The organism is Microbacterium sp. 22179 (genome assembly GCF_052045715.1).
Taxonomy (GTDB): Bacteria; Actinomycetota; Actinomycetes; order Actinomycetales; family Microbacteriaceae; genus Microbacterium; species Microbacterium galbinum.
Genome location: NZ_JBQEPJ010000001.1, coordinates 219,497 through 245,909 on the forward strand (window position 1 = coordinate 219,497; position 26,413 = coordinate 245,909).

15 protein-coding genes and 1 tRNA gene are annotated in these 26,413 nt (G+C 70.6%); 11 read left to right on the top strand and 5 right to left on the bottom strand.

Translation table 11 applies throughout. From position 1 onward, the window contains the following. The first annotated feature begins 79 nt into the window (after nt 1-79). The gene (locus tag ACTJKK_RS01045) at nt 80-3,295 is read left to right on the top strand and encodes an ATP-dependent helicase (protein ID WP_440746698.1); all 3,216 of its coding nucleotides are present in this window, start codon (nt 80-82) and stop codon (nt 3,293-3,295) included. Next, nucleotides 3,292-6,795 (top strand): UvrD-helicase domain-containing protein, encoded by a 3,504-nt coding sequence (locus ACTJKK_RS01050; protein WP_440746699.1) that lies wholly within the window; start codon nt 3,292-3,294, stop codon nt 6,793-6,795. The genes ACTJKK_RS01045 and ACTJKK_RS01050 overlap by 4 nt, the downstream gene beginning before the upstream one ends. On the opposite strand, the gene ACTJKK_RS01055 is transcribed toward ACTJKK_RS01050, so the two are convergent. Further along, nucleotides 6,741-8,021 carry a phosphotransferase gene (locus ACTJKK_RS01055; RefSeq protein WP_247622929.1) on the bottom strand — a complete coding sequence of 427 codons (1,281 nt, stop codon included), beginning with the start codon at nt 8,019-8,021 and terminating at the stop codon, nt 6,741-6,743. The genes ACTJKK_RS01050 and ACTJKK_RS01055 overlap by 55 nt on opposite strands. A gap of 71 nt (nt 8,022-8,092) precedes the next feature. Between ACTJKK_RS01055 and nudC the strand changes: the two genes are divergently transcribed. Beyond that, the gene (nudC, locus tag ACTJKK_RS01060; RefSeq protein WP_440746700.1) at nt 8,093-8,968 is read left to right on the top strand and encodes an NAD(+) diphosphatase; all 876 of its coding nucleotides are present in this window, start codon (nt 8,093-8,095) and stop codon (nt 8,966-8,968) included. Further along, nucleotides 8,965-10,686 (top strand): ATP-dependent helicase, encoded by a 1,722-nt coding sequence (locus ACTJKK_RS01065; RefSeq protein WP_440746701.1) that lies wholly within the window; start codon nt 8,965-8,967, stop codon nt 10,684-10,686. Before nudC ends, ACTJKK_RS01065 begins: the two co-directional genes overlap by 4 nt. Before the next feature lie 804 nt (nt 10,687-11,490). On the opposite strand, the gene ACTJKK_RS01070 is transcribed toward ACTJKK_RS01065, so the two are convergent. After that, the gene (locus ACTJKK_RS01070) at nt 11,491-12,915 is read right to left on the bottom strand and encodes a zinc-dependent metalloprotease (protein WP_440746702.1); all 1,425 of its coding nucleotides are present in this window, start codon (nt 12,913-12,915) and stop codon (nt 11,491-11,493) included. Between the two features lie 117 nt (nt 12,916-13,032). On the opposite strand from ACTJKK_RS01070, the gene ACTJKK_RS01075 reads away from it, so the two are divergent. Both ACTJKK_RS01075 and ACTJKK_RS01080 read left to right on the top strand, forming a co-directional pair. Then, nucleotides 13,033-14,118 (top strand): YlbL family protein, encoded by a 1,086-nt coding sequence (locus ACTJKK_RS01075; RefSeq protein ID WP_440746703.1) that lies wholly within the window; start codon nt 13,033-13,035, stop codon nt 14,116-14,118. Nucleotides 14,119-14,175: 57 nt separating this feature from the next. Further along, nucleotides 14,176-17,097, top strand: a complete 2,922-nt coding sequence (locus ACTJKK_RS01080) for a UPF0182 family membrane protein (protein ID WP_247632548.1) — start codon at nt 14,176-14,178, stop codon at nt 17,095-17,097. Between the two features lie 159 nt (nt 17,098-17,256). Here ACTJKK_RS01080 and ACTJKK_RS01085 read toward each other — a convergent pair. Next, a tRNA-Met gene (locus tag ACTJKK_RS01085) sits at nt 17,257-17,330 on the bottom strand. 79 nt (nt 17,331-17,409) lie between these two features. Between ACTJKK_RS01085 and ACTJKK_RS01090 the strand changes: the two genes are divergently transcribed. Then, entirely contained in the window at nt 17,410-18,219 is an 810-nt protein-coding gene (locus tag ACTJKK_RS01090) for a carbon-nitrogen hydrolase family protein (RefSeq protein ID WP_440746704.1), read from the top strand. A 62-nt stretch (nt 18,220-18,281) separates the two neighbouring features. On the opposite strand, the gene ACTJKK_RS01095 is transcribed toward ACTJKK_RS01090, so the two are convergent. Beyond that, nucleotides 18,282-19,490 carry an aminotransferase class I/II-fold pyridoxal phosphate-dependent enzyme gene (locus ACTJKK_RS01095; RefSeq protein ID WP_247955880.1) on the bottom strand — a complete coding sequence of 403 codons (1,209 nt, stop codon included), beginning with the start codon at nt 19,488-19,490 and terminating at the stop codon, nt 18,282-18,284. A gap of 100 nt (nt 19,491-19,590) precedes the next feature. On the opposite strand from ACTJKK_RS01095, the gene ACTJKK_RS01100 reads away from it, so the two are divergent. The 3 genes from ACTJKK_RS01100 to ACTJKK_RS01110 are packed head-to-tail and all read left to right on the top strand — an operon-like array spanning nt 19,591 to nt 23,938. Beyond that, nucleotides 19,591-21,204, top strand: coding sequence for a S1C family serine protease (locus ACTJKK_RS01100; RefSeq protein ID WP_440746705.1), 1,614 nt, complete (start codon nt 19,591-19,593; stop codon nt 21,202-21,204). Between the two features lie 47 nt (nt 21,205-21,251). Next, nucleotides 21,252-22,505, top strand: coding sequence for a CDP-glycerol glycerophosphotransferase family protein (locus ACTJKK_RS01105; RefSeq protein ID WP_440746706.1), 1,254 nt, complete (start codon nt 21,252-21,254; stop codon nt 22,503-22,505). After that, entirely contained in the window at nt 22,502-23,938 is a 1,437-nt protein-coding gene (locus ACTJKK_RS01110) for a CDP-glycerol glycerophosphotransferase family protein (protein WP_440746707.1), read from the top strand. Before ACTJKK_RS01105 ends, ACTJKK_RS01110 begins: the two co-directional genes overlap by 4 nt. Before the next feature lie 41 nt (nt 23,939-23,979). Here the strand turns inward: ACTJKK_RS01110 and ACTJKK_RS01115 are convergent, their stop codons facing one another. Next, a complete protein-coding gene (locus tag ACTJKK_RS01115; protein ID WP_247955884.1) occupies nt 23,980-25,050 on the bottom strand; it encodes a glycosyltransferase family 2 protein in 1,071 nt (356 codons plus the stop codon). Nucleotides 25,051-25,128: 78 nt separating this feature from the next. Between ACTJKK_RS01115 and ACTJKK_RS01120 the strand changes: the two genes are divergently transcribed. Then, entirely contained in the window at nt 25,129-26,412 is a 1,284-nt protein-coding gene (locus ACTJKK_RS01120) for a CDP-glycerol glycerophosphotransferase family protein (protein ID WP_247622917.1), read from the top strand. Nucleotide 26,413 lies beyond the last annotated feature (1 nt).

Below are 26,413 nucleotides of genomic sequence, written 5' to 3' on the forward strand. Positions count from 1 at the left end.
GAGCGGTTTCGCCGTGAGCGCACACGCGCCCGACCCGCCGCGGGGGGCGATGTCGGCGCACGCCGCTAGCGTGGAGTGCATGACAGGGGATGCCGCGCAGCGAGCCGTGATCGACGCCGCGGCGACCGCATCCGGAGTCATCATCGGCGCACCGGGAACGGGCAAGACGCGCACGCTGATCGAGCGCATCGGCAGGCTGCTCGATGACGAGGGGCTGCGCCCCGAGGAGGTGCTGGCCCTCACTCCGAACAGGCAGGCGGCGACGGCGCTCCGCGACCGCATCGGCGTGCGCGTCCGCCAGGCGACGCCGGGTCCGCTCGCGCGGTCGCTCGGATCCTTCGCCTTCCAGATCGTTCGCGGAGCGATGGTGCACGCGGGTTCCGAGCCGCCGGCGTTGCTCACGGGTGCCGATCAGGACCGGATCATCGCCGAGCTCCTCGCGGGCGACGCCGAGGACGGCGGCATCCGCTGGCCCGACGCGCTCAGCGCATCGGTGCGCGGGTCGAAGGGGTTCCGTTCCGAGCTCCGTGCGCTCATCGCCGAGTGCACCGAGCTGGGCGTGCTCCCGGACGAGCTGAAGGCATCCGGCGACCCGATCTGGGCGGCCGCCGCCGACTTCGTTCTCGAGTACCGCTCGGTGCTCGACGCGTTGCGCTCGGCGCATCGCGACGCCGCAGACCTGCTCGGCGAGGCGAGCGCGATCCTCCGCGACGCGTCCCCGGGCACGCTCGGTCCGCTGGCGCCCCTGCGCGTTGTGCTCATCGATGACGCGCAGGAGTTGACCCGCGGGGGCGTCGCCGTCGTCCAGGCGCTGCGTGCCCGAGGGGTCTCGGTGCTCGCGTTCGGCGATCCCGACATCTCCTCAGGTGCGTTCCGGGGAGCGAGCCCCGAACTGTTCGCCGACCTCGTGTCGGCGATCGGAGCGGTGCACGTGCTCGACGGCGCGCACCGCCAGCACCCGGCGCTCACCGCGCTCACCCGCACCGTGACGCAGGCGATCGGGGTCTCGGGAAGGGTCGAGCACCGGCGCGCACCGCAGGCCGGCCCGATCGAAGGAGCGGATGCGGCCGTCACGTCGTTCCTCGCCCCGTCGCCGCACGAGGAGTTCGACCGCATCGCCGGTGTCATGCGCGAATGGCACCTCATGCAGGGCGTCGCCTGGGATCGCATGGCCGTCATCGCCCACGACACGCGACAGGTGACACTGCTCGAGACCGAGCTCGCCGCGCGGGAGATCCCGACACGGGCCGCCGGCGTGCAGCGTCCGCTCGGCAGTGAGGGCGTCGTGCGTGACCTCGTCGGCATCGTGCGCCTCGCACTCACCCCGGCGGCGGAGCGCACGTCCGCGGAACTCGAAGACGCCCTGCGCACGCCGTTCGGGGGGATGGACGCGATCGCTCTGCGTCGTCTGCGCGCGCGGCTGCGACACCTCGAGCTGGAACACGGGGGAGCCACACCCGCTCGCGAGCTGCTGCGCCAGGCGATGGCCGACCCCGAGCACTTCACGCTCATCGATGCCCCGGAGTCCCGCACGGCCCGGCGGTTCGCCGAGACGATCGAGGCGGTCTCGGCCGCCGCGCGGGCCGGCGAGACGATCCACGACCTGCTCTGGCGGATCTGGGAGCAGTCGCGGGCGATCGACGGCCGCAGCCTGCACATCGCGTGGCGAGAGGTGTCGTCGCAGCCCGGTGGCGCCGAGACCGCGCGATCGCTGGATGCCCTCGTCTCGCTGTTCGACGCGGCCAAGCGCTTCGTCGAGCGCACGCCGAACGAGCGCCCGGAGACCTTCGTCCGCGACATCCTCGACAGCGAGGTGCCCGAGGACTCGCTCTCGACACCCGATCGGCCGGGGCGGGTCACTCTGCTCACCCCGGCGACCGCGCTCGGCACCGAGTTCGACGCGGTCGTCGTGGCCGGTCTTCAAGACGGCGTCTGGCCGAACCTCCGGCTCCGGGGCGGGATGCTGCAGACCTGGCGTCTTCCCGACGCCGTGACGTCGATGCGCACCGGCGTCCCCCTCGAGACGCCGGGCATCCTGGATCGGCGAAGAGGAGCGCTGCACGACGAGCTCCGCCTCTTCGTCCGGGCCATCTCGCGCGCGCGGGACCGGATCCTCGTGACGGCGGTCGACGACGACGACCAGAGCCCGAGCCCGTTCTTCGCGTTCCTGCCGACGCCCGACGCCCCGGAGGCACACGCATCGGCCGAGCATCCGCTCACCCTGCGCGGACTCGTCGCGCGCCACCGACGCACCCTCACGACCGCGACCTCCGACCCGGCACGTCGTCTCGCCGCGGAGCAGCTCGCGATCCTCGCGGCCGAGGGCGTCGCCGGCGCGGATCCGCGGGACTGGTACGGCGTCACGCCACCGAGCACCGATCGTCCCCTGCGGGACCTCGCCGCCGACGGTGCGCGGGTGTCGCCCTCGAAGATGGAGTCCTACGAGGAGTGCGGCCTGAACTGGGTCGTCTCCGCGCTGGGGGGCGACACCGTCATGCCGCCGACGGCGGGGATCGGCACGATCATCCACGAGGCCATGGAGAAGGTGCCGGACGGTGATCTCGAGCAGATGCGGGCGATCGTCGCGGAGCACTGGCCCGAGCTGGACTTCGAGACCGAGTGGATCGGACGCAAGGAGCGGCGTCGAGCCGACCTCTACGTCGACCGGCTGCACACGTACCTCGGCGACGTCCGACGCGACGGAGGGCGAGTCGTCGGCAGCGAGACGCGGTTCGATTTCGCCGTCTCCCTGCCCGATGACGACGGCCTCCCGGTCGTGCACGACGTCGGTGACGAGAGAGGAGCGCGCGCGATCGTGAGCGGCTACATCGACCGCGTCGAGGCCTACCCTCCGGGGGCGGGGGAGCATCCCCCGGCGCGGGGGCGCGGGTGGACCGAGATGACCGCGGCCGGCGAGGGCGAGCGCGCGGTGGTCGTCGACCTCAAGACCGGACGCACCGATCCGGAGGCCGACGCGGGAGTCCGTGAGCACGCCCAACTGGCGGCGTACCAGGTGGCGGTCCAGCAGGGCCTGATCGAGGGTGCGCCCGCCGATGCCCTCGCCGGGGCGCGTCTCGTGATCGTCTCGAAGACCCTCGCCAAGAGCGACTACCGCATCGCCCACCAGCACACGCTCGACGACACCGCGCGCGAGGCGTTCCTGCGCCGTGTGGCCGATGCGGCCCGCGGGATGTCGGCCTCGAGTTTCACCGCGCAGGTCGAGTCGCACTGCGCAGACACCCAGCGCCGCATCCACCCCTGTCGGATCCACACCGTCCCGGCGGTGAGCGCGTGACCGGCTGGGGCGGCGGCCTCGGGCTGTCGGCGACCGATGTCGCGGCGGCCCTCGGCCAGCCCTCACCCACCCCCGCGCAGCAGCAGGTGATCGAGGCGCCGCCGTCGCCCGCCCTCGTCGTCGCCGGTGCGGGCAGCGGGAAGACCGAGACGATGTCGGGGCGCGTGGTGTGGCTCGTCGCCAACGGTCATGTGCGACGCGACGAGATCCTCGGACTCACCTTCACCCGAAAGGCAGCGGGCGAGCTCGCCGAGCGCATCGGCCACCGCCTCGCCGTGATCGACGAGTTCGGTCGCCGCGGTCTGCTGCCGCACGTGCCGGAGATCGTGGCGACGCACGCCCTGCGCCGGGTGGAAGAGGCGGCCGCGGGCCGTCAGCGCGACCTGGTACGGACTCACGTGCTCGACGAGCTCGCCGGCCGTTACGGCACGGGCTGGGACCCGACCGCTCCGCGCGCGGCCGAGGAGCTGATGATCCGCCCACGGGTGTCGACCTACAACGCCTTCGCCGACGGCATCGTGCGCGAGCACGCCGCTCGGATCGGACGCGATGCCGACGTCGCGATGCTGAGTCAGGCCGCGTCGTGGATGCTCGCGCGAGAGGTCGTGCTGCGCGCCGACCTCCCGGAACTCGAGGGGATCGACTACGCGCTCGGCACGGTGATCGACGCGGTGCAGCGCCTCGCGGGGGAGGCCCTCGACCATCGGGTCGATCTCGACGAGGCCGAGCGTCTCGCGCGCGCGACGGCGCTGTCGTTCGAGCCGTACCGCGGCAACGGCGACGTCGAGAAGGCGGCGGCGAACCTTCTCAGCCTGCCGACGCTCGCCGCGCTCGTGCGCGAGTACATCGCCGAGAAGGGGCGCCGCGGCGTGCTCGACTTCGCCGATCAGGTCGGCGGCGCCTACGACATCGTCGAGGCCGCTCCCGACGTGCGCGCCGAGCTGCGCGAGCAGCATCGCGTCGTCCTGCTCGACGAGTATCAGGACACCTCGGTCATCCAGACCCGTTTCCTCGCCGAGCTGTTCCACGACAGCGCGGTGATGGCCGTGGGAGACCCGCACCAGTCGATCTACGGCTGGCGCGGCGCGAGCGCCGACAATCTGTACGCGTTCTCGAGCGCCTTCGCGCGCGAACAGGGGGCGCAGACGTACAGCCTCATGACCAGCTGGCGCAACGACCGCGGCATCCTCGACATCGCCAATCGCGTGCTCGAGCCGCTGCAGCGGCCGGGGCTCGACGTGCCCCCGCTCGAACCCCGTCCCGGTGCGGGCTCCGGAACCGTCGATCTGCGATTCGCTTTCACGGTCGACGAGGAGGCCGCCGATGTCGCTCGCTGGTTCGTCGAGCGACGAGCCGCGCACGATGCATCCGTCGCCGGGCGCCCGCACACCGGCGCGCTGCTGTTCCGTTCGAAACGTCACATGCAGACCTTCGCGGCCGCGCTCGCCGCGGAGGGCGTACCGCACCGCATCCTCGGGCTCGGCGGACTGCTGGCGACCCCCGAAGTGGTCGACGTCGTCTCCACCCTGCGCGTGGTGCACGACCCGACCGCGGGTTCGGCACTCATCCGCCTGCTCACGGGTCCGCGGTTCGGAGTCGGGGTGGCCGACATGGCCGCACTCTACGATCTCGGCCGAACCCTCGCCGAACGCGACACCTCGATGATGCCGCTCCCCGAAGAAGTGCGCGTGCGACTGCGCTCGTCGCGCGGCGCCGATGAAGCGGTGTCGATCGTCGATGCCGTCGACGTGGTGCGAGCGGTGCGCGACGACTATCGGCTGCTGGAGGGATTCACCCCCGACGGGCGATCGCGCATCCGTGCGGCGGGGGAGATGCTCGAGCGGCTCCGACGGGCCTCGTCGCAGCCGCTGACCGAGCTGCTGCGCCTGATCGAACTCGAGCTGCGCCTCGATATCGAACTGGCGGCGAACGAGACCCGGGGGCCGGCACGGGTGGCCTCGACGCAGCTCCGCGCGTTCTCCGATGAGGTGCGTGCCTTCCTCGCGGCCGACGATCGCGGCACGATCGGGAGCCTCCTCGCCTGGCTCGACAAGGCGGAGAGCACCGACGAGCTCATGCCGCGCCCGGAGCCCCCCGAGCCGGGCGTGGTGCAGCTGCTGACGATCCACGGATCGAAGGGGCTGGAGTGGGATGCCGTCGCAGTCGTCCGTCTCGTCGCCGACGAACTCCCCAGCCGGGTCTCCGACACCTCGGGCTGGTTCGGCTTCGGGGTCGTGCCGTTCGCGCTCCGCGGCGACCGCGACGCGCTGCCGCGATTCGAATGGGACCCCGAGAGCGCGGTGGGCGGCGAGCTCGACCCGAAGAAGCGCCAGGCGCTGGCGCAGGCGTCACTGTCGGGCGGGGCGACCAAGGCCAATCCCGAGGGCGGCGCGATCAAGCGCTTCAAGGACGCGTACCGCGCCTATCAGCAGCAGGAGGAACGCCGGCTCGCCTACGTGGCTGTCACACGCGCGCGCACCGACCTGCTTCTCAGCGGTGCGCACTGGGCGGGTCAGAAGGCTCCCCGCACGCCGAGTCCCTTCCTGCTCGAGGCGATCGATGTACGGGGCCACGAGCCCATCGAACCGGTCGACCCCGACGAGAACCCCTACGACGGGCCGGGAGCGACGATCTCGTGGCCACTGGATCCGCTCGGTGCCCGCCGTCCGCTCGTCGAGTCGGCGGCGGAGATGGTCGCGGGGGCCCTCGCGCGACCCGAGACGCTGATTCCCTCCGAAGAGCTCGAGCGGCTCCTCGCCGAGCGCGCCGCGCGTCTGCGTGGCATCGACGCAGCGGCGCCGACCCGCGTGCCCGCGTCCCGTTTCAAGGACTACGTCACGGACTACGGCGGCACGGTCTCGGCGATCATCCGCCCGATGCCGGAGCGTCCGTACCGGCAGACCCGCCTCGGCACGCTCTTCCACGCCTGGGTCGAGCACCGGTCATCGCTCGTGGGCGTCGGTGCCCGCGTCGACGAGGCGCTCTGGGAGATCGACGAAGACGAGGTGGGCGGCGAGATCGGGCCGGCGCCGGGAGAGGGAACCGGCGAAGCGGCGGATGCGGCCGACCTCGCCATGCTCCAGGCGACGTTCGAGCGCAGCGAGTGGGGTTCCCTCCAGCCGATCGCCGTCGAGATCGAGATCGACTTCGCGCTCGGCGCCGGGCTCGCGGATGCCCCCGCTGACCGCGCCGGCGAGTCCGACGCGCACATCGTGATCTGCAAGCTCGATGCCGTGTACCGCCGCGACGACCGTGGAGGCCGGATCGAGATCGTCGACTGGAAGACGGGAAAGCCGCCGAAGGGCGAGGACGAGCGGGACGAGCGGATGCTGCAGCTCGCGCTGTACCGTCTCGCCTACCACCGCCGATTCGGGGTGCCGCTCGACGAGATCGATGTCGCGCTCTACTACGTCGCCGACGACCTCGTCATCCGCGGAGACCGGGTCTACTCCGAGTCCGAGCTCTTCCAGCGCTGGAGTGCCGCGCGCGCCGCGCGCTGAGCCTCGTCGTCATCGCGTTCGTCGTCGTCCGCGTCGTCACCGGCATCCGCCGGGGCCGTGAAGATATCGCCGACGCCGGTGAGGTCCTCGGTCTCGACGTCGACCATCGCGGCGCGACGCGCCGCTTCGGAGGTGTCGGTCGACGACGATCCCTCCTCCGATTCCTGCGCCCAGAGTTCGTCGGGATTGTAGGCGTCGGTCTGCATCGAGGTGTCGATCAGTGCTGCGGCTTCCGCGGGAACACGGTCGAGCGCGTCGAGGGCCGAGTCGACCCCCTCGTTCCGCGCGGCGACGACGGCGAGGTCGTCCGCGCGGAGACCCTCGGCGAGCGCCTCGAGAAGGGCAGCCGCATCGTCGACGATGTCGGGGCGGTGCAGCGAGTCCCCGTGCACCAGCCAGCGCGCGAACTCGAGTTCGGCGAGCATCCGTGCGCGCACCTCGATCGCACCGTCCGGTGAACGCTCCGACGACCGGGCGTAGGCGGCCTGCACGTCGGGTGCCGCATCGGGCGCGGCCGAGAGCCAGGCGAGGTCGACGGCCGGATCGCCGACCGAGAGGCCGTGCCAGTTCAGCAGTCCCGTGACCTGTGGGCCGCGCTCATCGTCGTCCTCGAGCAGGAAGGAGGTCGACTGCACGCCGTTCAGGGTCACGGTCGACTCGAAGCGCCACAACTCGTCATCGGCGACGGCATCCCGCCAGCGCGCCGTCAGCCGGGCGGGAACGCGGCCGGTCGAGGCCGCGTCGTCGACCAGCCGTCGGATGTCCTCACGGCTCTCCTCGGCCGAGCGTGAGACGAGACCCGCGCTCCGGACGATCGAGACGGGCAGGCCGTGCACGGCGGCGATCGCTGCCCCCATCGACTCCGCCGTGCCGCGTCCGGCCGGTACGTGGGCGGCCTCGACCTGGAAGCCGGGGAGGAGTTCGGTGACGAGGGCGCGACCATCGCCGACGCGGGTCTCGCCCACGTACTCGGGTGCGCGGAACGGGAGGATCGCCCGCGCGCCGGCCGTCAGGGCGCGCAGCGCGAGGGACTCGGCGGCGAGCTCACGGGCTGTCTCGTCGTCGTCCGCGACGCGGATCGCGAGCTCGCGCCCGTCGGCCAGCGAGGCGACGGCGGAGTCGAAACGTGCGTCACCGTCTGCGCTCAGCGTGCGAGTACCCGTGACCTCCGCGCCGGGCAGTGCCGCCGTCACGGCCGCGGCTAGAGTGAAAGGTGAGCGTCCCATGCCCTAAGGGTAGGTCGGCTCAGGGGCGGTCCCGCCTCCGCCACGCCCGTGAGAGAGGGAGTCGATCACCCATGCACCGCCCAACCCTCGACCGCGCGGCCGAGCTCCGCGAGGAATCCGGCGTCATCGATCGTCTGCGCGGAGAGACGTCGACACGCGTGATCGCCGTCCGCGATGGTCGAGTGCGCGTGACCGATGATCTGCTGGTGCGCGTCGCGCCGACCGAACCCGTCGATGCCACATGGGCGCTCCTTGGGCGCGACGAGTCCGGAACTCCGCTGCTGTTGGCCGCGCTTCCGGCCGAGAGCGCAACGATCGACGCGGCCCCCGACGAGACGTGGCTCGGGCTGCGCGATCTCGGGGCGCGGCTCCCGGCGCAGGAGAGCGAGATCCTCATCGAGGCGCTGGCGCTCGCCGCCTGGCTGCGCGATGCGCCGTTCTGCCCGACCTGCGGTGGAGGCACCGAGATCCGTCAGGCGGGATGGTCGCGTCGCTGTCTGGTCTGCGGGCGCGACCACTTCCCGCGAACCGACCCCGCCGTGATCGTGGCGGTCGAGAGCCGCGACGGCGAGCGACTGCTCCTCGGCGCGAACGCGAACTGGGGCGGTCGGATGTACTCGTGCTTCGCGGGGTTCGTCGAGGCGGGCGAGTCGCTCGAATCGACCGTCCATCGTGAGCTCGCCGAGGAATCGGGGGTGCGTCTCTCCGCGCTGCGCTACGTGTCTTCGCAGGCTTGGCCGTTCCCGCGCTCTCTGATGGTCGGCTTCCGCGCGGTCGTCGACGACGAGGCGGATGCCCGCGCCGACGGCGAGGAGATCGTCGACGTGCGCTGGTTCACCCGCGCGGAGATCACGTCGTCCCTGGAGGGAGAGGGGCCCGTCGGGCTGCCCGGGCACGCGTCGATCGCGCGCGCACTCATCGTGGACTGGCTCGAGGCGGGCGCGTGAGCGCTCTCGACGCACTCGACGAGCGGCAGCGGCAGGCGGCATCGGTCCTCCGCGGACCCGTCGCGGTGCTGGCGGGGGCCGGTACCGGCAAGACGCGCGTGATCACCCACCGCATCGCGCACGGAGTCGACACCGGCGCGTACTCGCCCGCGCGGGTGATGGCCGTGACCTTCACGGCGAAGGCCGCGGGGGAGCTGCGTGGGCGCCTGCGTGCGCTCGGGGTCGAGGGCGTCGCCGCCCGCACGTTCCACGCCGCCGCTCTCGCGCAGCTCAACTTCTTCTGGCCGACGCTCGCCGGACAGCCCGCCCCGTCGATCATCGACAACAAGGTGCGGATGCTGGGACAGGTCGCCGACGCCATCCGCCTGCGTCCCAGCACCGCGACCCTGCGGGACATCGCGTCGGAGATCGAATGGCGCAAGGTCTCCATGCTCTCGATCGAGCAGCACGCGAGCCTGGGACGGTCCGTCTCCGGCGTCGATGCGACGCAGCTCGCCGAACTGCAGCGCGGATACGAGGCGCTCAAGGACGAGCGGAACCAGCTCGATTTCGAAGACGTTCTCCTGGCGTGCGCCGGGATGCTCGAGGCCGAGCCGCGAGTCGCCGCATCGGTGCACGAGCAGTACCGCCACTTCACGGTCGACGAGTTCCAGGACGTCTCGCCTCTGCAGAACCGACTGCTCGAGCTCTGGATCGGTGACAGGCACGACATCTGCGTGGTCGGCGACGCCAGCCAGACGATCTACTCCTTCGCCGGCGCCGAGCAGCGTTTCCTCCTCGAGTTCGAGCGCCGCCATCCCGACGCGACCGTCGTGCGGCTCGAGACGAACTACCGCTCGCAGGCTCCCATCCTCGCCGCCGCGAACGCGCTCATGAAGGGGCGCCCCGGTGCGCTGGAGCTCACGCCCGCGCGCGAGCAGTTCGCGACCGAGCCGCCCACCGTCACCGCCTACGACAGCGAGCGCGACGAGGCGGAGGGAATCGCCGCGTCCGTCTCGGCGCAGATCGCCGAGGGCATCTCTCCCGCAGACATCGCGGTGCTCTACCGGGCCCACGCCCAATCGGCCGCGCTGCAGCAGGCGCTCGCCGCGGAGGGCATCCCGACCACGGTGCTGGGTGGCACCCGTTTCTTCTCGATGCCCGAGGTTCGTCAGGCGATCCTCGCGATACGTGCTGCGGCCGTCGCCCCGGTGGAACAGGGGTTCGTCCCTGCGGTGCAGCGCGTGCTGCGCGAGCTCGGACTCACCGAGGAACCGCCGGCGGCGGGCGGAGCCCAGCGCGACGGCTGGGAGGCGCGACGCGCGATCCTCCGCCTCGCCGAGGAGGCCGGGCCCGAAGCCACCTTGCGCTCCTTCGGCGATGCGCTCATGGCCCGGGCGAAGGATCAGCACGAGCCGACCATGCGCACCGTCACGCTTTCGACCCTGCACGCCGCGAAAGGTCTGGAGTGGTTGCACGTGCACCTCGCCGGATGGGCGGAGGGGGCATTGCCGATCTCCTACGCGACGAGCTTCGAATCGATCGACGAGGAGCGCCGTCTCGCGTACGTCGGCGTCACGCGAGCCGCGCGAACTCTGTCTCTGTCGTGGTCGCGCTCGGCGGGACGAGGCGAACGGGCTCCCTCGCGGTTCCTGGCAGAGATCGGGACGACGGGACGCGGCACAGGCATTCTCCGTGAAACCTCACCGCTCGCGAATCGCGGGAGCCGTCCGCGCTGAGCCGGATGATCTCGCTCTCCGCCGAGGGCGTGGCGGCGAGAAGACGCGCGGCGATCGCTCCGGCGCCCGCGACGAGCACGGCGCGAACGCGCCCGGGGTCGCGAGCGACGAGCTGCGTGTGCAGTCGGGGCCAGGCAGGGTCGAGATCGCGAGCATGGAGATCGCGGCACGTGAGGCACGGCGTGATGCCGGGAATGACCATCGGGCCTATCGTCACCTGATCGCGACCGACGGCGACGGGCAGATGCGTCACGTCGTCGCGCAGGTACGTCGCCAGTTGCATCGCCGCGGCGCTGCCGGCGACGAGCACCACGGCCGCGTCGGACCGGGAACCGTGCTCTCCGATCGGAACGCCCTCGTCGGCGAGGCTCTCCCGTAAGCGATGCTCTGTGCGGGCATCGGTCACGCCGAGACGCTCGACCCAGGCGGCGCGCGGCACGGGCGAGTCGTCGATGAGGAGGTGCTCCAGCCGCGCGAGCAGGGCTCGCGCCGCCTCGCGCGGCGCCCCGAGCCCGTGCGCGATCACGTCGAAGGAGGCTCGGCGGAACCCGGAACCCATCCGTGACAGCAGCAGCTCCACCCATGCGGCTTCGGCGTCGATGTGCAGATCTTCGTCGAGTCCGAGCTGCAGCGTGCGCTCGTCGCGCCAGAGCAGCGGGAGGGCGGGTGAGAGTCGGGTGAGTGTCGTCGGCGTGAGCGGAGGCATCCACCGATTCTGGACATTCCACGGCTTCCGTGGGGTACCGCAGAGACATCCGTGGACAACGCGACTGCTCCTCTCCGATGGGGAGGAGCAGTCACGGTTCAGACCGGTCGGTCGCCCTCGGGGCGGTCCTCCGGCTCGTCTCCGCCCGACGAATCTCCGTCCGACGAATCTCCGTCCGGCTTTCCGTCGGCGTCGCTCGAGAAGTCGTCACCGTCGAGCAGGCGGGCCAGCGCCTCGTCGAACTCGTCGGCGACCGGCTGCTCGCCCCGCGCCGTCGCCTGGAGGCGGGCGACGAGGGCCGTCGGGTCGTCGATGTCGTCGGCGGTCGGCATCAGATCGGGGTAGTCCCAGAGCGCGTCGCGGGCGGCGATACCGACGGCATCCGTGACCTGCTGCCACATCGCGGCGGCCTCGCGCATGCGGCGCGGGCGCAGCTTCAGACCGACGAGAGCCCCGAGCGCGTCCTCGGCGGGACCGCCGACCGCGCGCCGACGACGTGCCGCCTCCGCGAGCCGTGCACCGTCGGGGAGGCGTGAGGTCGCCTGGGTGGTGACGACGTCGACCCAGCCGTCGATCGTCGCGATGAGGTTCTCGAGCCGCGTCAGTGCCTCGCGCTGCGCCTCGGTCTGCGTCGGCAGCAGGGCGCCGCCCTCGATCGCGGCCCGCAACTCCTCGGGATTGGACGGATCGAGACGGCTCGCCACATCTTCGAGTGCATCCACATCGACCGTCACCCCGCGTGCGAAGTCGGTGATCTGGGCCATCACGTGCAGGTGCAGCCACTTGGCGTGCCGGTACAGGCGGGCGTACGCGAGCTCGCGCGCCGCGAGGTAGAGGGCGATCTGGTCGTCGGGGATCTCGAGCCCCTCGCCGAAGGCGGAGAGGTTCTGCGGGATGATCGCGGCGGTGCCGGCGGGAAGCACCGGGATGCCGACGTCTCCGCCCGAGACCACCTCGAGCGAGAGGTTGCCGAGCACCTGGCCGAACTGCGCGGCGAACACCGAACCGCCGAGCCCGCGCATGAGCCTGCCCGCGCCCTGCACGACGTCGCGCATCTCCTCGGGGACCTGCGTGTCGAGTGCGCTGGTGAGCGCATCGGCGATGCTGGTCGAGACGGGGCCGGCGATCTCCTTCCATACGGGGAGGGTCTTCTCGACCCATTCGCCGCGGGTCATCGCGACCGGCGCCTGGGCGAGGTCGGAGATCGTGGTCGCCTCGCCGAGCCAGAGCCCCGCCAGGGCGAACGCGTCGACGAGCGAGGTGCGCGAGCCGTCGGTGATGCCCTGTCCGTCGCGGTTCGCGATGTGCAGCGCCTGGCGCAGCGCGTTCTCCCAGGCGTCGCCGCCGAACGCGCCCTGCAACTGCGACATGATCGTCTGCATCATCGCGGGGTCGAGCGCCAGCCCGTCCATGCCCTCGAAAGCGCCACGCAGCGCCTCGGGGTCGATATCGCCACCCTGGCCTGCGAGCATCCGCCGCAGGAACTCCTGGAAGTCCTCGGGTGTCGGGTCGTTGTCTGCCATGTCGATCGCCCTCTCAGCACGCCTATAGCCGTGCCATCTACGCTAGTCACAGGTTCATGCGAGCGAACCCGATGCGGGCAGATCCCTGTACGCCGCTCGCGAACGACGGAGGATGCTGTGGAACGAACGCGGCCTGTGAAGCTCGGACTCGGCGTCTGGGCGTTGATCGTCGCACTCGTGGCACTGGTCGTCCTCACCTTCCTCCCCACCCCCTACGTCATCCAGCGGCCGGGCCCCGTCTACGACACCCTCGGCACGGCCGCGGGTCCGGACGGGGAGAAGGTGCCGCTCATCAGCATCGAGGGCGCCGAGACGTTCGACACCGGCGGCACGCTGGATCTGACCACCGTCCAGGTCGTCGGCAACCGCGAGCGCACCCCCAGCTGGTTCGAACTCGCGCTGGCGTGGACCGACTCCTCCCGCGCGGTCGTGCCGCTCGACTCCGTGTTCCCGGAGGGCGTGACCACCGAGCAGCGCGATGAGCGCAACGCGACCCTGATGGTCGACTCGCAGCACGAGGCGACCGCCGCGGCGCTGGGAGAGCTGGGCTACGACACCGGGGCCGAGGTCGTCGTCGTCGAGGCCGTCGAGGATTCCCCGGCCGAGGGCATCCTCGAACCCGACGACGTGATCACCGCGATCGACGGCGACCCCGTGGTGTCGGCGAAGCAGCTGCGCTCGCGCATCCAGGACATCGGGGGAGCGGAGATCGACCTCACGGTCCTGCGCGACGGCCAGGAGCAGGACGTCACGATCACCCCGCAGGAGTACACCGAGGGCGACACGACCACGTGGCTGATCGGCATCACCCTTCGCACCGACTACGACTTCCCGATCGACGTGACGATCCAGCTCGACAACGTCGGCGGCCCCAGCGCGGGGATGATGTTCGCTCTCGGGATCATCGACCAGCTCACCCCGGGCGAGCTCAACGGTGGCGAGAACGTCGCCGGCACCGGCACGATCGAGGCCGACGGCACGGTCGGCCCGATCGGCGGCATCCGTCAGAAGCTCTACGGCGCGCGTGATGCGGGGGCCGAGTTCTTCCTCGCTCCGGCATCGAACTGCGACGAGGTCGTGGGCCACGTGCCCGACGGGTTGCAGGTGGTCCGCACCGCGACGCTCGAGGAATCGCTCGATGCTCTCGAGGTCATCGCCGACGGCGGAGACGTCTCGGCGCTGCCCGCCTGCACCGCGTCGTGACCTCGCCGTGACCGGGATGACAGCCGCAGCCCAGTAACGCGTGCCTAGGATGGGGGTGTGACCTCGACCTCAGCTCCGAACCCGGCCACTCCTCGAACCTCCCGACGCATATTCGGCATCTCGCTGGTGATCATCGCCGCATTGATCGCGGTGTTCTTCGTCTTCGCGTCGCTCTACACCGAATTCCTCTGGTTCGATCAGGTGGGCTTCACCGGTGTGCTCACGACCCAGTGGGTCGCCACCGTGGTGATGTTCGTCATCGGCTTCCTCGGGATGGCGGTGCCGCTGTTCGTCGTGATCCAGCTGGCCTACCGCCTGCGCCCGGTCTACGTGCGCCTGAGCTCCCAGCTCGACCGCTACCAGGAGGTCATCGAGCCCCTGCGTCGTCTCGCCATGTGGGGTATGCCGATCTTCTTCGGTCTGTTCGCCGGCTTCTCGGCCGCCGGGCAGTGGAAGACCGTGTGGCTCTGGGCGAACGGCGTCGCGACGAGCGACGTCGACCCGCAGTTCGGCATCGACACCGGCTTCTACATGTTCGCGATGCCGTTCTACTCGATCGCGCTCGCGTTCGTCTCGGCCGTGCTGCTGCTCTCGCTCCTGGTCACGGCGCTCGTGTCGTACCTCTACGGGTCGGTGCGCATCGGTCAGGGAGAGCTGCGCATCTCGAAGGCGGCGCGCATCCAGCTCGCCGTCATCGCCGGTCTCTACATCCTCGTGCAGGCGGTCAGCCTGTGGCTCGACCGCTACAAGACGCTGGTCACCCCCGACGACCGCATCACCGGTGCCGCGTACACGGGCGTCAACGCCACGATCCCCGGTCTCGCGATCCTGGCGATCATCGCCGCACTCGTCGCCATCCTCTTCTTCGTCACGGCCGTGATCGGCCGCTGGCGCTTCCCGCTCGCCGCCACGGCGCTGCTGATCGTCGCCTCGCTGGTCGTGGGTGTCGGATACCCCTGGGTCGTCACGACCTTCCAGGTGAAGCCGAACCAGAACGCCTACCAGGCCGAGTACTACCAGCGGAACATCGACGGCACGAAGGAGGCGTACGGGGTTGCGAACCTCGAGACGACCACCTTCGAGGCCGAGACGGATGCCGAAGCCGGTCAGCTGCGCGCGGATGCCGACACCACGGCCTCGATCCGCATCATGGACCCGAAGGTCATCAGTCCCACCGTGCGGCAGCTCGAGCAGTACCGCGCGTACTACCAGTTCGAGGAGACGCTCGACGTCGACCGCTACGAGATCGACGGCGAGATGCAGGACACGGTCGTGGCCGTCCGCGACCTCGACATCACCAAGCTCGGCGAGGGCGACAACTGGAACAACCGTGTCGCCGTCTACACGCACGGTTACGGCCTCGTCGCTGCCGCGGGCAACCAGCGCACGAGCGACGGCGAGCCGGTCTTCCTCGAGCGCGGCATCCCGTCGTCGGGCTTCCTGACCGACCGCGAGAACTTCGAGCCCCGCGTCTATTTCGGTGAGAACTCGCCCGAGTACTCGATCGTGGGAGCCCCGGAGGGCGCCGACCCGGTCGAGATCGACTACCCGCGCGGCAAGGACGGCGCGAGCGAGACGAAGACGACGTTCAACGGCGAGGGCGGCCCCGCCATCGGCGACACGTTCACGAAGCTCCTCTACGCGCTCAAGTTCCAGTCCGAGCAGATCCTCTTCTCGAATCTGGTGAACGAGGACTCGCAGATTCTCTACGACCGCGACCCGAAGACCCGGGTGGGCAAGGTCGCTCCGTACCTCGAGCTCGACAGCGACCCGTACCCCAGCGTGGTCGATGGCCGCATCGTCTGGATCGTCGACGGTTACACGACGAGCTCGACGTACCCCTACGCGACGAGCGTGAGCCTCTCCGACGCGATCACCGACTCGAACACGCGGGCACCGAGCCTCGCGATCGACGAGATCAACTACATCCGCAACTCGGTCAAGGCGACCGTCGATGCCTATGACGGCACCGTCACGCTCTACGCGTGGGACGCCGAGGACCCGATCCTCAAGACCTGGCAGAAGGTCTACCCGTCGACCGTGAAGCCGATCAGCGACATGTCGGGCGAGCTCATGAGCCACGTCCGCTACCCGACCGATCTGTTCAAGGTGCAGCGCGACATCCTCGGGATCTACCACATCGACACCGCCGGGTCCTTCGCCCAGCAGGACAACCGCTGGCAGACGCCGAACGACCCGCGCAGCGACGCGATGCTGCAGCCGCCGTACTACCTGACCATGCAGATGCCGGGGCAGGACAGCGCGCGGTTCTCGATGTTCTCGACGTTCATCCCCGCGTCGCAGGGCGCCGGCAGCAGCCGAGACGTGCTGATGGGGTATCTGGCCGTCGATTCGGATGCCGGTGCCGAGGCGGGTGTGAAGGCGGAGGGGTACGGCCAACTGCGCATGCTCGAGATCAACGACGACACGACGGTGCCGGGTCCCGGTCAGGTGCAGAACACCTACAACTCCGACACGGCGGTCGTCCCGCAGCTCAACCTGCTGCAGCAGGGTGAGTCGGAGGTCATCTACGGCAACCTGCTGACGCTCCCCGTGGGTGGCGGTCTTCTCTACGTGCAGCCCGTGTACGTGCAGTCGTCCGAGGGGACGCAGCTCCCGCGTCTGCAGAAGGTGCTCGTCGCCTTCGGCGACAGGGTTGCGTTCGAGAACACCTTGACCGAGGCGCTCGATTCCCTCTTCGGCGGTGATTCCGGTGCCACCGGAGGAGATGACGAGGTCGAACCGGTCGACCCCTCTGAGGTCGACCCCGACACGGGTGAAGTGCCGACCACCGAACCGACCGAGCCCACGACGCCGACCGACGAGCAGGCTGCAGCCCTGGCCGACGCGCGCCAGGCGCTCCTCGATCGCGACACCGCTCTGAAGGCCGGTGACCTCGAGAAGTTCGGCGAGGCCGACAAGCGTCTCACCGAGGCCGTGCAGAAGCTCCTCGACATGGAGTCCACGTCGGGGGAGTGATCCTCGGACCGCACTGACGAATGCCGCATCCCTCGGGGTGCGGCATTCGTCGTTCCCGGGTGCCGGCGATCGTGTCGGTCCACGCATCCACCGGGCACAGCGAAAGGCCCCTGATCTGGATTTCTCCCGATCAGGGGCCTTTCTTGTGTCGCATTCTCGTTGCGGGGACAGGATTTGAACCTGCGACCTCCGGGTTATGAGCCCGGCGAGCTACCGAACTGCTCCACCCCGCGGCACAAGGAATAGCCTAACACGGGAATCGGGAGTGCGCGAATCGAGGCGCAGTCCGCGGCGATGCGGGAGGATGAGGGCATGTCCGTGAGCCCCGCCGTTTCCGTCGCCGTCTGCCAGTTCGCGCCCACCGATTCCCGGGAGGGCAATCGCGAGCGCATCGCAGAACTCGTGGCGGATGCCGCGGCGCGGGGCGCACGTCTGATCGTGCTGCCCGAGTACTCGAGCTACTTCGTGAATCCGATGGACGAGACCCTCGCGGCTCACGCGGAGACGCTGGAGGGCGACTTCGTGCAGATGCTGATCGCGCTGGCGGGGGAGTACGCTGTCGTGATCGTCGCCGGACTCGTCGAGAAGTCGGACGACACCCATCGCGTCCGGAACACGGTGGTCGCCGTTCGGGGCGACGGCATCCTGGCCGTCTACCGCAAGCAGCACCTCTACGACGCGTTCGGGCAGACCGAGTCGGACTGGGTCGAGCCGGGAGAGGTGGGCGAGGCGGCGACGTTCGACCTGGCAGGCCTGCGCTTCGGCCTGATGACCTGCTACGACCTCCGCTTCCCCGAGGTGGCCCGCACCCTCGTCGACGCGGAGGCGGACGTGCTGGTGGTGCCCGCCGAGTGGGTGCGCGGTCCGCTCAAGGAGCATCACTGGACCACCCTGCTCGCCGCCCGGGCGATCGAGAACACGGTCTACGTCGTCTCCGCCGACCACCCCGCGCCGATCGGCGTCGGCCACTCGCAGATCGTCGATCCGCAGGGAGTGGTGCTCGCCGGTGTCGGCAGCGCTGAGGGCATCGCGGTGGCGCCCGTCGAACGGGCGGTCATCGACCGTGTCCGCGAGACGAACCCGTCGCTGCGGGTGCGCCGGTACGCCGTCGTTCCGCGCTGACCGGCGAGCTCTCCGCACCTCGCGGCGGAGCCTTCGGCTCCCGTGGGCCGCTGGGAGAGCCTTCAGTCCCGCAGGCGCGCCAGGCGCGAGACGGCCTCGTCGATGACCGACACCTTCTTGCAGGCGGCGAAGCGCACGATGCCCGCGTACTCCGGGTCGGCGCGGTGCGCCGGCGGCAGGAAAGCAGCCAGCGGAATCGCCCCGACGCCGAAGCGCTCGGGCAGGGTGCGGCAGAACTCCGCACCATCGGCGCCGCCGACCGCCGTGGCGTCGGCGAGGGTGAAGTACCCGCCCTGCGGGGCGAAGACGGTGAAACCCGCGGCCTGCAGTCCGGCACCGAGCACGTCGTGCTTGTGGGCGAGCGTCGCCGCGGCATCCGCGAAGAAGGCGTCTCCCAGGCGGAGCCCGACCGCGACGGCGGGCTGGAAGGGGGCGGCCCCGACGTAGGTGAGGAACTGCTTCACGGTGAGCACCGCGGTGATCAGTGCGGCGGGACCGTGGATCCAGCCGACCTTCCACCCGGTGGCCGAGAAGGTCTTGCCCGCCGAGGAGATCGTCAGCGTGCGCTCCGCCGCGCCGGGCAGTGTCGCGACCGGGATGTGCCGGGCGCGGAACGCCAGGTGCTCGTAGACCTCGTCCGTCACGATGAGTGCGTCGTGCCGCTCGGCGAGGCGAACGATCTCGGTGAGCACGTCCGCGCCGAACACCGTGCCGGTCGGGTTGTGCGGATCGTTCACGAGGATGATCCGCGTACGATCGGTGACGGCATCCGCCAACCGGTCGAGGTCCGGCTGGAAGTCCGGCACGCGCAGCGGCACGGTGCGCAGCGTGCCTCCGGCGAGAGAGACCGCGGCCGCGTAGGAGTCGTAGTACGGCTCGAAGACGACGACCTCGTCCTCCGGACCGTCGATCAGGGCGAGGAGCGTCGCCGTGAGAGCCTCGGTCGCTCCGACCGTGACGAGCACCTCGGTGTCGGGATCGACGTCGAGGCCGTAGAAGCGCTTCTGGTGCTCGGCGATGGCGAGTCGGAGATCGGCGGTGCCCCGACCGGGCGGGTACTGGTTCACCCCATCGGCGATCGCCTGCCTGGCGGCTTCGAGAACCTCGGCCGGGCCGTCCTCGTCGGGGAATCCCTGCCCGAGATTGATCGCTCCCGTCGAGGCCGCGAGGGCCGACATCTCTGCGAAGATGGTGGGCGCGACGGCCCCGTCAGGCGAGAGCAGGCCCGCGCCCGCCGCTGTGCGCCGCCATGCACCGGTGATGACACTCATGAAGAACAGGCTATGGCCATAAGGGAAACTCACCTTCGCCATATGAAACGCACAGACTCGGAGAGCACTCTGAAGGGGCGTTGTTGAAGGAGCACACACCATGAACGAAGACAACACCCCCGACCACTCGGCACCCGACGTGCCGTCCACCGAGGCAGCAGAGGTCGCCGACCGTTCGGCGCCGCAGGCCGCCGCTGACATCCCCGCCGCGCCGGCCGCGGAGCCCGCCGCCCCCGTGCCCGCAGAGTCCGCTCCCGCGCCGCAGCCGGCCGCGGGACACCAGGTGCCCCCGACGTTCGCGTCGCCCGCTCCCGCCGCCCCCGCCCCCGTGATCGCTCCGGCCACCGCGCAGCAGTTCGCTGGCTCGACGGCCACGTCGCCGGGAGCCGCGTTCGGTCTCCACTCCGGCGCCGCCCACACCCAGCCCACGGTTCCCCTGGGCGGAACCGCGCCGCTCGGCCTCGGTGACGCACCGGCCGATCCGCACGTGAAGACCAAGGAGGCCAAGCCGCGCGGCGGCGTGCGCCTCGCGGCCATCGTGGTCGCCGCCGCACTCGTCGGAGGCGTCGCGGGCTTCGGCGGCGGCGCGATCTGGAACGCCGTCGGCACCACGCCCTCGAGCGGTGTCGCAGAGGGGCCGCAGACGGTCACCGTCAACAACCCCGGCTCCGTGAACGAGACCACGGCCGTCGCCACCAAGGCGCTGCCGTCGGTGGTCACGATCGAGGTCGCCGGCACCAGCGAGGCCGGCAGCGGCTCCGGAGTCATCATCAGCGACGATGGCTACGTGCTCACCAACACGCATGTGGTGACGCTCGGTGGTGCCGTCGCCGACCCCACGATCCGTGTGACGACTTCCGACGGTCGCATCTACTCGGCGACCGTCGTGGGGACCGACCCCATCTACGACCTCGCGGTCATCAAGCTCACCGATGCCACCGATCTCACGCCCATCGAGTTCGCGGACTCGTCCGAGCTGAACGTCGGCGACACGGCCGTGGCACTCGGCGCACCGCTCGGACTGTCGAACTCGGTCACCACCGGCATCGTCAGCGCGCTGAACCGCAGCATCCAGATCGCGTCCTCCGCCCTGCCGGACTCGTCGAGCGAGGACGCCCCGCAGGAACAGGCGCCCGAGGACGGTCAGCAGGACGGCCAGCAGGGTCCGTTCCAGTTCGATCTGCCCGGCAACGGCCAGCAGCAGACGTCGGAGTCGATCTCGATCGCCGTGATCCAGACCGACGCCGCGATCAACCACGGAAACTCCGGCGGTGCCCTCGTCAACAGCAAGGGCGAACTGATCGGCATCAACGTCGCGATCGCCAGCTCCGGATCGTCGGAGGAATCCGGGTCGATCGGCCTCGGGTTCTCGATCCCGTCGAACATCGCCCAGCGCGTCTCCGAAGAGATCATCGCCGACGGTGCGGCCACGCACGGCCTGCTCGGGGCGTCGGTGCAGGATGCGGCCTCCGTGCAGGGCGCGGATGTCGCAGGGGCGTACATCGCCGACGTGACCAGTGGGGGAGCGGCGGCAGCCGGCGGCCTCAAGGCCGACGACATCGTCACCGCCTTCAACGGCGTGCCGATCACCAGCGCCAGCGACCTCACGGCCCAGGTGCGCGCCGCGGCCGGGGGCAGCGACGCGAAGGTGACCTACATCCGCGGCGGCAAGGAGTACCAGATCGAGGTGACGCTCGGCGAACTCGCCGGCTGATCCCCCCCGCCCAGAGAAGGACGCCACCTCCGCGATAGGCTCGCGGGGTGGCGTCCTTCTCTTTCGGGTCCGGCAATGCGGCCAAGCTGCTGAGGATCCCGCTCTCCCTCGCAGGGCGCCTCGGCACGCTCGTCGTACCGCGCGGCGATCGTTGGGTGTTCGGATGCGGTGCCGGGATCGGTGACGGCGCGCTCGCCCTCCACCGTTACGCGACCGCGCAGGGCCACGAGGCGGTCTGGCTGACCCGATCGCAGCGGGAGGACGACGAGGCGGCGGCGCTCGGCATCCGCACGCTCCGACGATCGAGCATCCGGGGCTGGTGGGCGACCGCACGCGCCGGGGTCCTCGTCGTCACGCACGGTCTCGGCGACATCAACCGGTACGCCGACGGGGGCGGGTTCATCGTCCAGCTCTGGCACGGCATCCCCCTCAAGCGCATCGGACTCGACTCGCCGGCGACGACCCAGGTTCCGAACGTCCCGGGGTCTGCGATCCTGCGGCGGGCCATCGCGATCCTGTACCGGGCCGCCGCGCAGAGGATCCGCGTGCTCCCGGCCGCCTCCGACCGCTCCCGCGGGCGCCTGGAGTCGGCCTTCGGGCTGCCGAGCGACCGCGTCGTCGTCACCGGGGAGCCGCGTGTGGACGTGCTCTCGGAGGGACCGCCGGAGGAGCGTCGCGCACGAGCATCCGCCCGACTGCGCACGGCGCTCGATGGCCTGGCCGAAACGTCTCGCGTGGTGCTGTACGCGCCCACCTGGCGCGACGGTGCGGCCGACCCCGCCGTCCCCTCGGCCGACGACTGGGTGCGGATCGTCCGAGTGCTCGAGGAATGTGATGCGACCCTGATCATCCGATCGCATCCGCTCGGCGAAGGAGGCTACGTCCCGCCTCTGCCGAGCCGTCGGGTGCGGACGCTCGGCTCCTCCGTGCTCGCGGACGTGACCCCGGTGCTGCCGGCGGTCGACGTGCTGATCACCGACTATTCGTCGCTCGCCTACGACGTCGGACTCCTGGCGATGCCCGTCCTCTTCCTCGCGCCCGACGCGGAGGAGTACGCGCACTCACGCGGCTTCTACGGTCGCTTCCGCGACGTCGCGGGTGCGGATGCCGCGTCCTCCTGGCCGGACGTGCTGGAGCAGCTCGAGGGGCTGCTGTCCGACGAGGCCGCGTTCACCGAGCGGGCCGCCCGTTCCGCTACGCTCAGCGCGGAGATGCACGCCTTCCGCGACGGCCGAAACACCGAGCGGGTCTATGGTGCGATCCGCGCGCGGGGAATCCGCGCACCGAAGGGAGCAGTATGACAACGGCCCGGATCGATGAGTCGGCGCAGACGCTGGTCATCGCAGGAACCGGACCGCGCCCGGCGCACGCCGAGCTGGTCGGCCCGCGCGCGCGGGTCGACGCCCGCCTGTCGGGTGCGGGGAAGACCTGGAAGGCGGTGTTCGCGCTGCAGGCCGCCCGATGGGGCGGTCCCGCACTCCCGCTTCCCGCCGGCGAGTACCGCTTGACGGTCGCCGACACCGCGTTCGACGACATCGACGTCGCTCCGGTGCTGCTGCCCGGGCTCCGCGTCGAGGTGGCCGGGGACACCGTGCGCATCGCCGCACCGATCGATCCCATCTACGAGACCGCCGAGGGGCAGGCCACGCTCGAGGAGCGCTACGTCGCCCAGGCGGGCGGCACAGAGAATGCGGTGTTCTTCGAGAGCTTCTACGGCCGGAGCGTCGGGTGCAATCCGCAGGCGATCGACCGCGAGATCGCGAAGCGCGCCCCCGACGTCCGTCGCTACTGGAGCGTGGTGGACTTCTCGGTCCCCGTGCCGGAGGGGGCGATCGCCGTCGTCGAGGGAAGCCCGGAGTGGTGGCACGCTCGGGGAGCGGCGCGCCTGCTCGTCGTGAACGACTGGCTGCGCCGGAGATTCGCCCGCAAGCCCGGCCAGAAGGTGCTGCAGACCTGGCACGGGACTCCGCTCAAGCGGCTCGCGCTGCATCGTCCGGGATTCGACCCGCGACGGATGGCGGCCGTCGTCAAGGAATCACGGCGGTGGGACGTGCTGATCGCGCAGAACACCTACGCCGAGCGCATCCTCAAGAAGGCGTATGCGTTCTTCGGGCGTCCGATCTGGGTCGAGGGATATCCACGCAACGACGCGCTCGCGACCACCGATCCGGCCGTGATCCGCGCGGCGCTCGGCATCGGAGTCGACGAGCGCGTGCTGCTGTACGCACCGACGTGGCGCGACGACCGCACCGAGATGGTCGACTTCGTCGACGCCGAGCGGCTGGCCGAGCAGACCGATGCGGTCGTGCTCGTGCGCGGGCACTCCCGCACGCTCGACGCCGGACGCGACCATGCCGGCGCGCGCGTGATCGATGTGACCGGCTATCCCGAGACGGCCCAGCTGCTGCTCGCGGCCGACGCCCTCATCACCGACTACTCCTCGGTGATGTTCGACTTCAGTGTCACCGGCAAGCCGATGTACTTCCTCGTGCCCGACATCGAGCACTACCGCGGAACCCTGCGCGGGTTCTACTTCGATCTCGGCGCCCGGGCTCCCGGGCCGCTCGTGGGGAGCCAGGACGAGCTCGTGCGCGCGCTCGCCGCGCCCGACCACGAGCAGGTGTACGCCGAGCGCTACGACGCATGGCGGCGTCAGTTCAACGCGCGCGATGACGGGCGAGCGGCCGAGCGCGTCGTCGACCGTATCCTCGACCAGGGCTTCCTGACGGCCTGACCCGTGGCCGCAGGTCCTCGGCCCGCCATGGCCGGGGCAGGTCAGGGCAGCGGAGTGTTGCGGGTGCCCAGGCGGGAGGCATCGACGGTGTCACCGGCTCCACGCAGAACGCCGCCGAGGAACCCCCAGCCCCAGGCCAGGTGCATCGTCGGCAGCACGAGCAGCGTCCACAACCGCTGTCGGATGCCGCCACCGCCCGGTGCGGCGGCGACGGCGACGACGAGCAGCGCGTAGGCCGCGAGCGGGGCGTAGACGATCGAGGCGATGAGTGAGGCGAGGCCGCTGAGCACCCCGGTGAGCTGCAGGATGCCGATGATCACCGCGACGATCGTGAGCAGCACCAGAACCGGCGGGGCGAAGAAGCGGATGCCGTTGCGCCGCCCGAATCGCCGCACGAGCTCTCCGCGCCAGGCGCCGGTCGCGCGGAACTGGCGCGCCAGGCGCACCCAGCTCTCGCGGGGCCAATACGTGACGGCGAGGGTGGGGTCGAACCAGACGCGATGACCGGCCTGGCGGATGCGGAGGTTGAGCTCCCAGTCCTCGCCGCGTCGGATCGTCTCGTCGAAGAGACCGACCTCGTCGAGGACCTCGCGGCGCATCACGCCGAGGTACGCGGATTCCGCTTCCCCCTCGTGCGCGCCGCCATGGTAGGCGCCGCCTCCGAGGCCGACGGGGGAGTTGTAGAGGCGCGCGACGGCCTTCTGGAACGGTGCGCGCCCCTCGGCGTGCATCACACCGCCGACGTTGGACGCGCCCGTGCGCTCGAGGGTCTGCATGGCACGGGCGGCATAGCCGGGGGAGAGCTCCGAGTGCGCGTCGACGCGGATCACGGTCGAGTACCGGCCCGCGCGGATCGCCGCGTTCAGGCCCACCGGGATGTGCGCGGCCGGGTTGTCGACGAGGCGGATGCGTTCGTCGTCGGCGGCCAGTCGGTTCGCGATCTCGGTCGTTCCGTCGGTCGAGGGCCCGAGGGCGAGGATCAGCTCGACGGGAACGTCGAGATCCTGGGCGAGGACGGACTGCACAGCGTGCTCCAGATACCCGCGTTCGTTCAGCACGGGCATGACGAAGGAGACCCCGACGGGCGGCGCGTGCGAATCGTCATGCTGCATCCGTCGATCATGTCATGGGGCGTCGGACGTTCGCTGATCGAGATCTCGGCCCTGCTCCCGGCTCGGTATCCTCGAGGGATGGGTGCAATCTCCGACGCGAAGAAGGCGTACCGTCTGCTGAAACGGGCGGTCGCGTCGAGGACGGCCGTGCAGCGCGTGCGCCGCAGCCTCGCGGTCAGTGAGCAGTTCCCCGAAGGGCACTTCAAGATCGCCGTCTACTTCGCCGACGGTGCGGTGAACATGTACCAGATGCGGCAGTGGTACCGGCCGCTCGCCGAGCTGTCGAAGCGCTGGCCCGTCGTCGTGCTCGCGCGGCAGGCGACGGGTGCCGAGAAGCTGCTGGCCGAGGACGCCCCTCCGGTCGCGTTCGTGCCGACCGTGCGCAACCTTGAGAAGTTCGTCGCGCAGCACGACATCCGCATCGTGCTGTACGTCAACCAGAACACCCGCAACTTCCAGATGTTCCGGTACGGACGCCGGTGGCACGTGTTCATCAACCACGGCGAGTCCGACAAGATGTACATGACCACCAACCAGTACAAGGCGTACGACTACGCGATGGTGGCGGGTCAGGCGGCGCGTGATCGCCTCTCGCGCACTCTCTGGGCCTACGACGTCGATCGGCGCACCATCGAGATCGGTCGTCCGCAGGCCGATCACTATTCGGGTGAGCTCCCCTTCACACCGGACGACCGCACCGTGGTGCTCTATGCGCCCACCTGGGAGGGCGACCGACCGAGCGCGCACTACGGGTCGATCGCCACGCACGGCGAGCGGCTGGTGTCGGCACTGCTGGCGACCGGATCGCACCGCGTCATCTACCGGCCGCACCCGCGCAGCGGTGTCGTCGACCACGAGTACGGGGCGGCGCACCGTCGGATCATCGCCGCGATCGCCGCGGCGAACGCCACCGACCCGCGCGCTCAGCACGTGTACGACGACGGCCCCGAGCTCGGCTGGCAGCTGTCGGCCGCCGACGTGGCGGTCGTCGACATCTCCGCGATGGTCTACGACCGTCTCGCCTCGGGCAAGCCCCTGATGATCACGCGTCCGGTCGACGAGCGCGCCTCGATCGACACCACGGGCTACCTCTCGGACTGTGAGTGGCTGACCGCGGACGCCGCCGCCGACATCGTGTCGGAGGTCGAGCGGGTCCGCGCCGACGATGCGGCGATCGCGCGTCTGCGCATGTGGGTACAGCACTACTTCGGTGACACGACTCCGGGTGCCGCGACGGCCAAGTTCCACGCGGGCATCGAACAGCTCATGGCCAAGTGGGACGACTGGGAGGCGCACGAGATGGGTGCCGTCCGGCCGGATCTCGACGACGATGACGAAGAGGGCGACGAGGAGGAGATCTGAC

What these genes read in the sequence shown, in the direction of transcription:
- ACTJKK_RS01095 (WP_247955880.1), bottom strand. Translation starts at nt 19,490, where the DNA reads ATGAGTGTCATCACCGGTGCATGGCGGCGCACAGCGGCGGGCGCGGGC.
- ACTJKK_RS01055 (WP_247622929.1), bottom strand. Translation starts at nt 8,021, where the DNA reads ATGGGACGCTCACCTTTCACTCTAGCCGCGGCCGTGACGGCGGCACTG.
- ACTJKK_RS01070 (WP_440746702.1), bottom strand. Translation starts at nt 12,915, where the DNA reads ATGGCAGACAACGACCCGACACCCGAGGACTTCCAGGAGTTCCTGCGG.
- ACTJKK_RS01120 (WP_247622917.1), top strand. Translation starts at nt 25,129, where the DNA reads ATGGGTGCAATCTCCGACGCGAAGAAGGCGTACCGTCTGCTGAAACGG.
- ACTJKK_RS01115 (WP_247955884.1), bottom strand. Translation starts at nt 25,050, where the DNA reads ATGCAGCATGACGATTCGCACGCGCCGCCCGTCGGGGTCTCCTTCGTC.
- ACTJKK_RS01045 (WP_440746698.1), top strand. Translation starts at nt 80, where the DNA reads ATGACAGGGGATGCCGCGCAGCGAGCCGTGATCGACGCCGCGGCGACC.
- ACTJKK_RS01110 (WP_440746707.1), top strand. Translation starts at nt 22,502, where the DNA reads ATGACAACGGCCCGGATCGATGAGTCGGCGCAGACGCTGGTCATCGCA.
- nudC (WP_440746700.1), top strand. Translation starts at nt 8,093, where the DNA reads ATGCACCGCCCAACCCTCGACCGCGCGGCCGAGCTCCGCGAGGAATCC.
- ACTJKK_RS01090 (WP_440746704.1), top strand. Translation starts at nt 17,410, where the DNA reads ATGTCCGTGAGCCCCGCCGTTTCCGTCGCCGTCTGCCAGTTCGCGCCC.
- ACTJKK_RS01100 (WP_440746705.1), top strand. Translation starts at nt 19,591, where the DNA reads ATGAACGAAGACAACACCCCCGACCACTCGGCACCCGACGTGCCGTCC.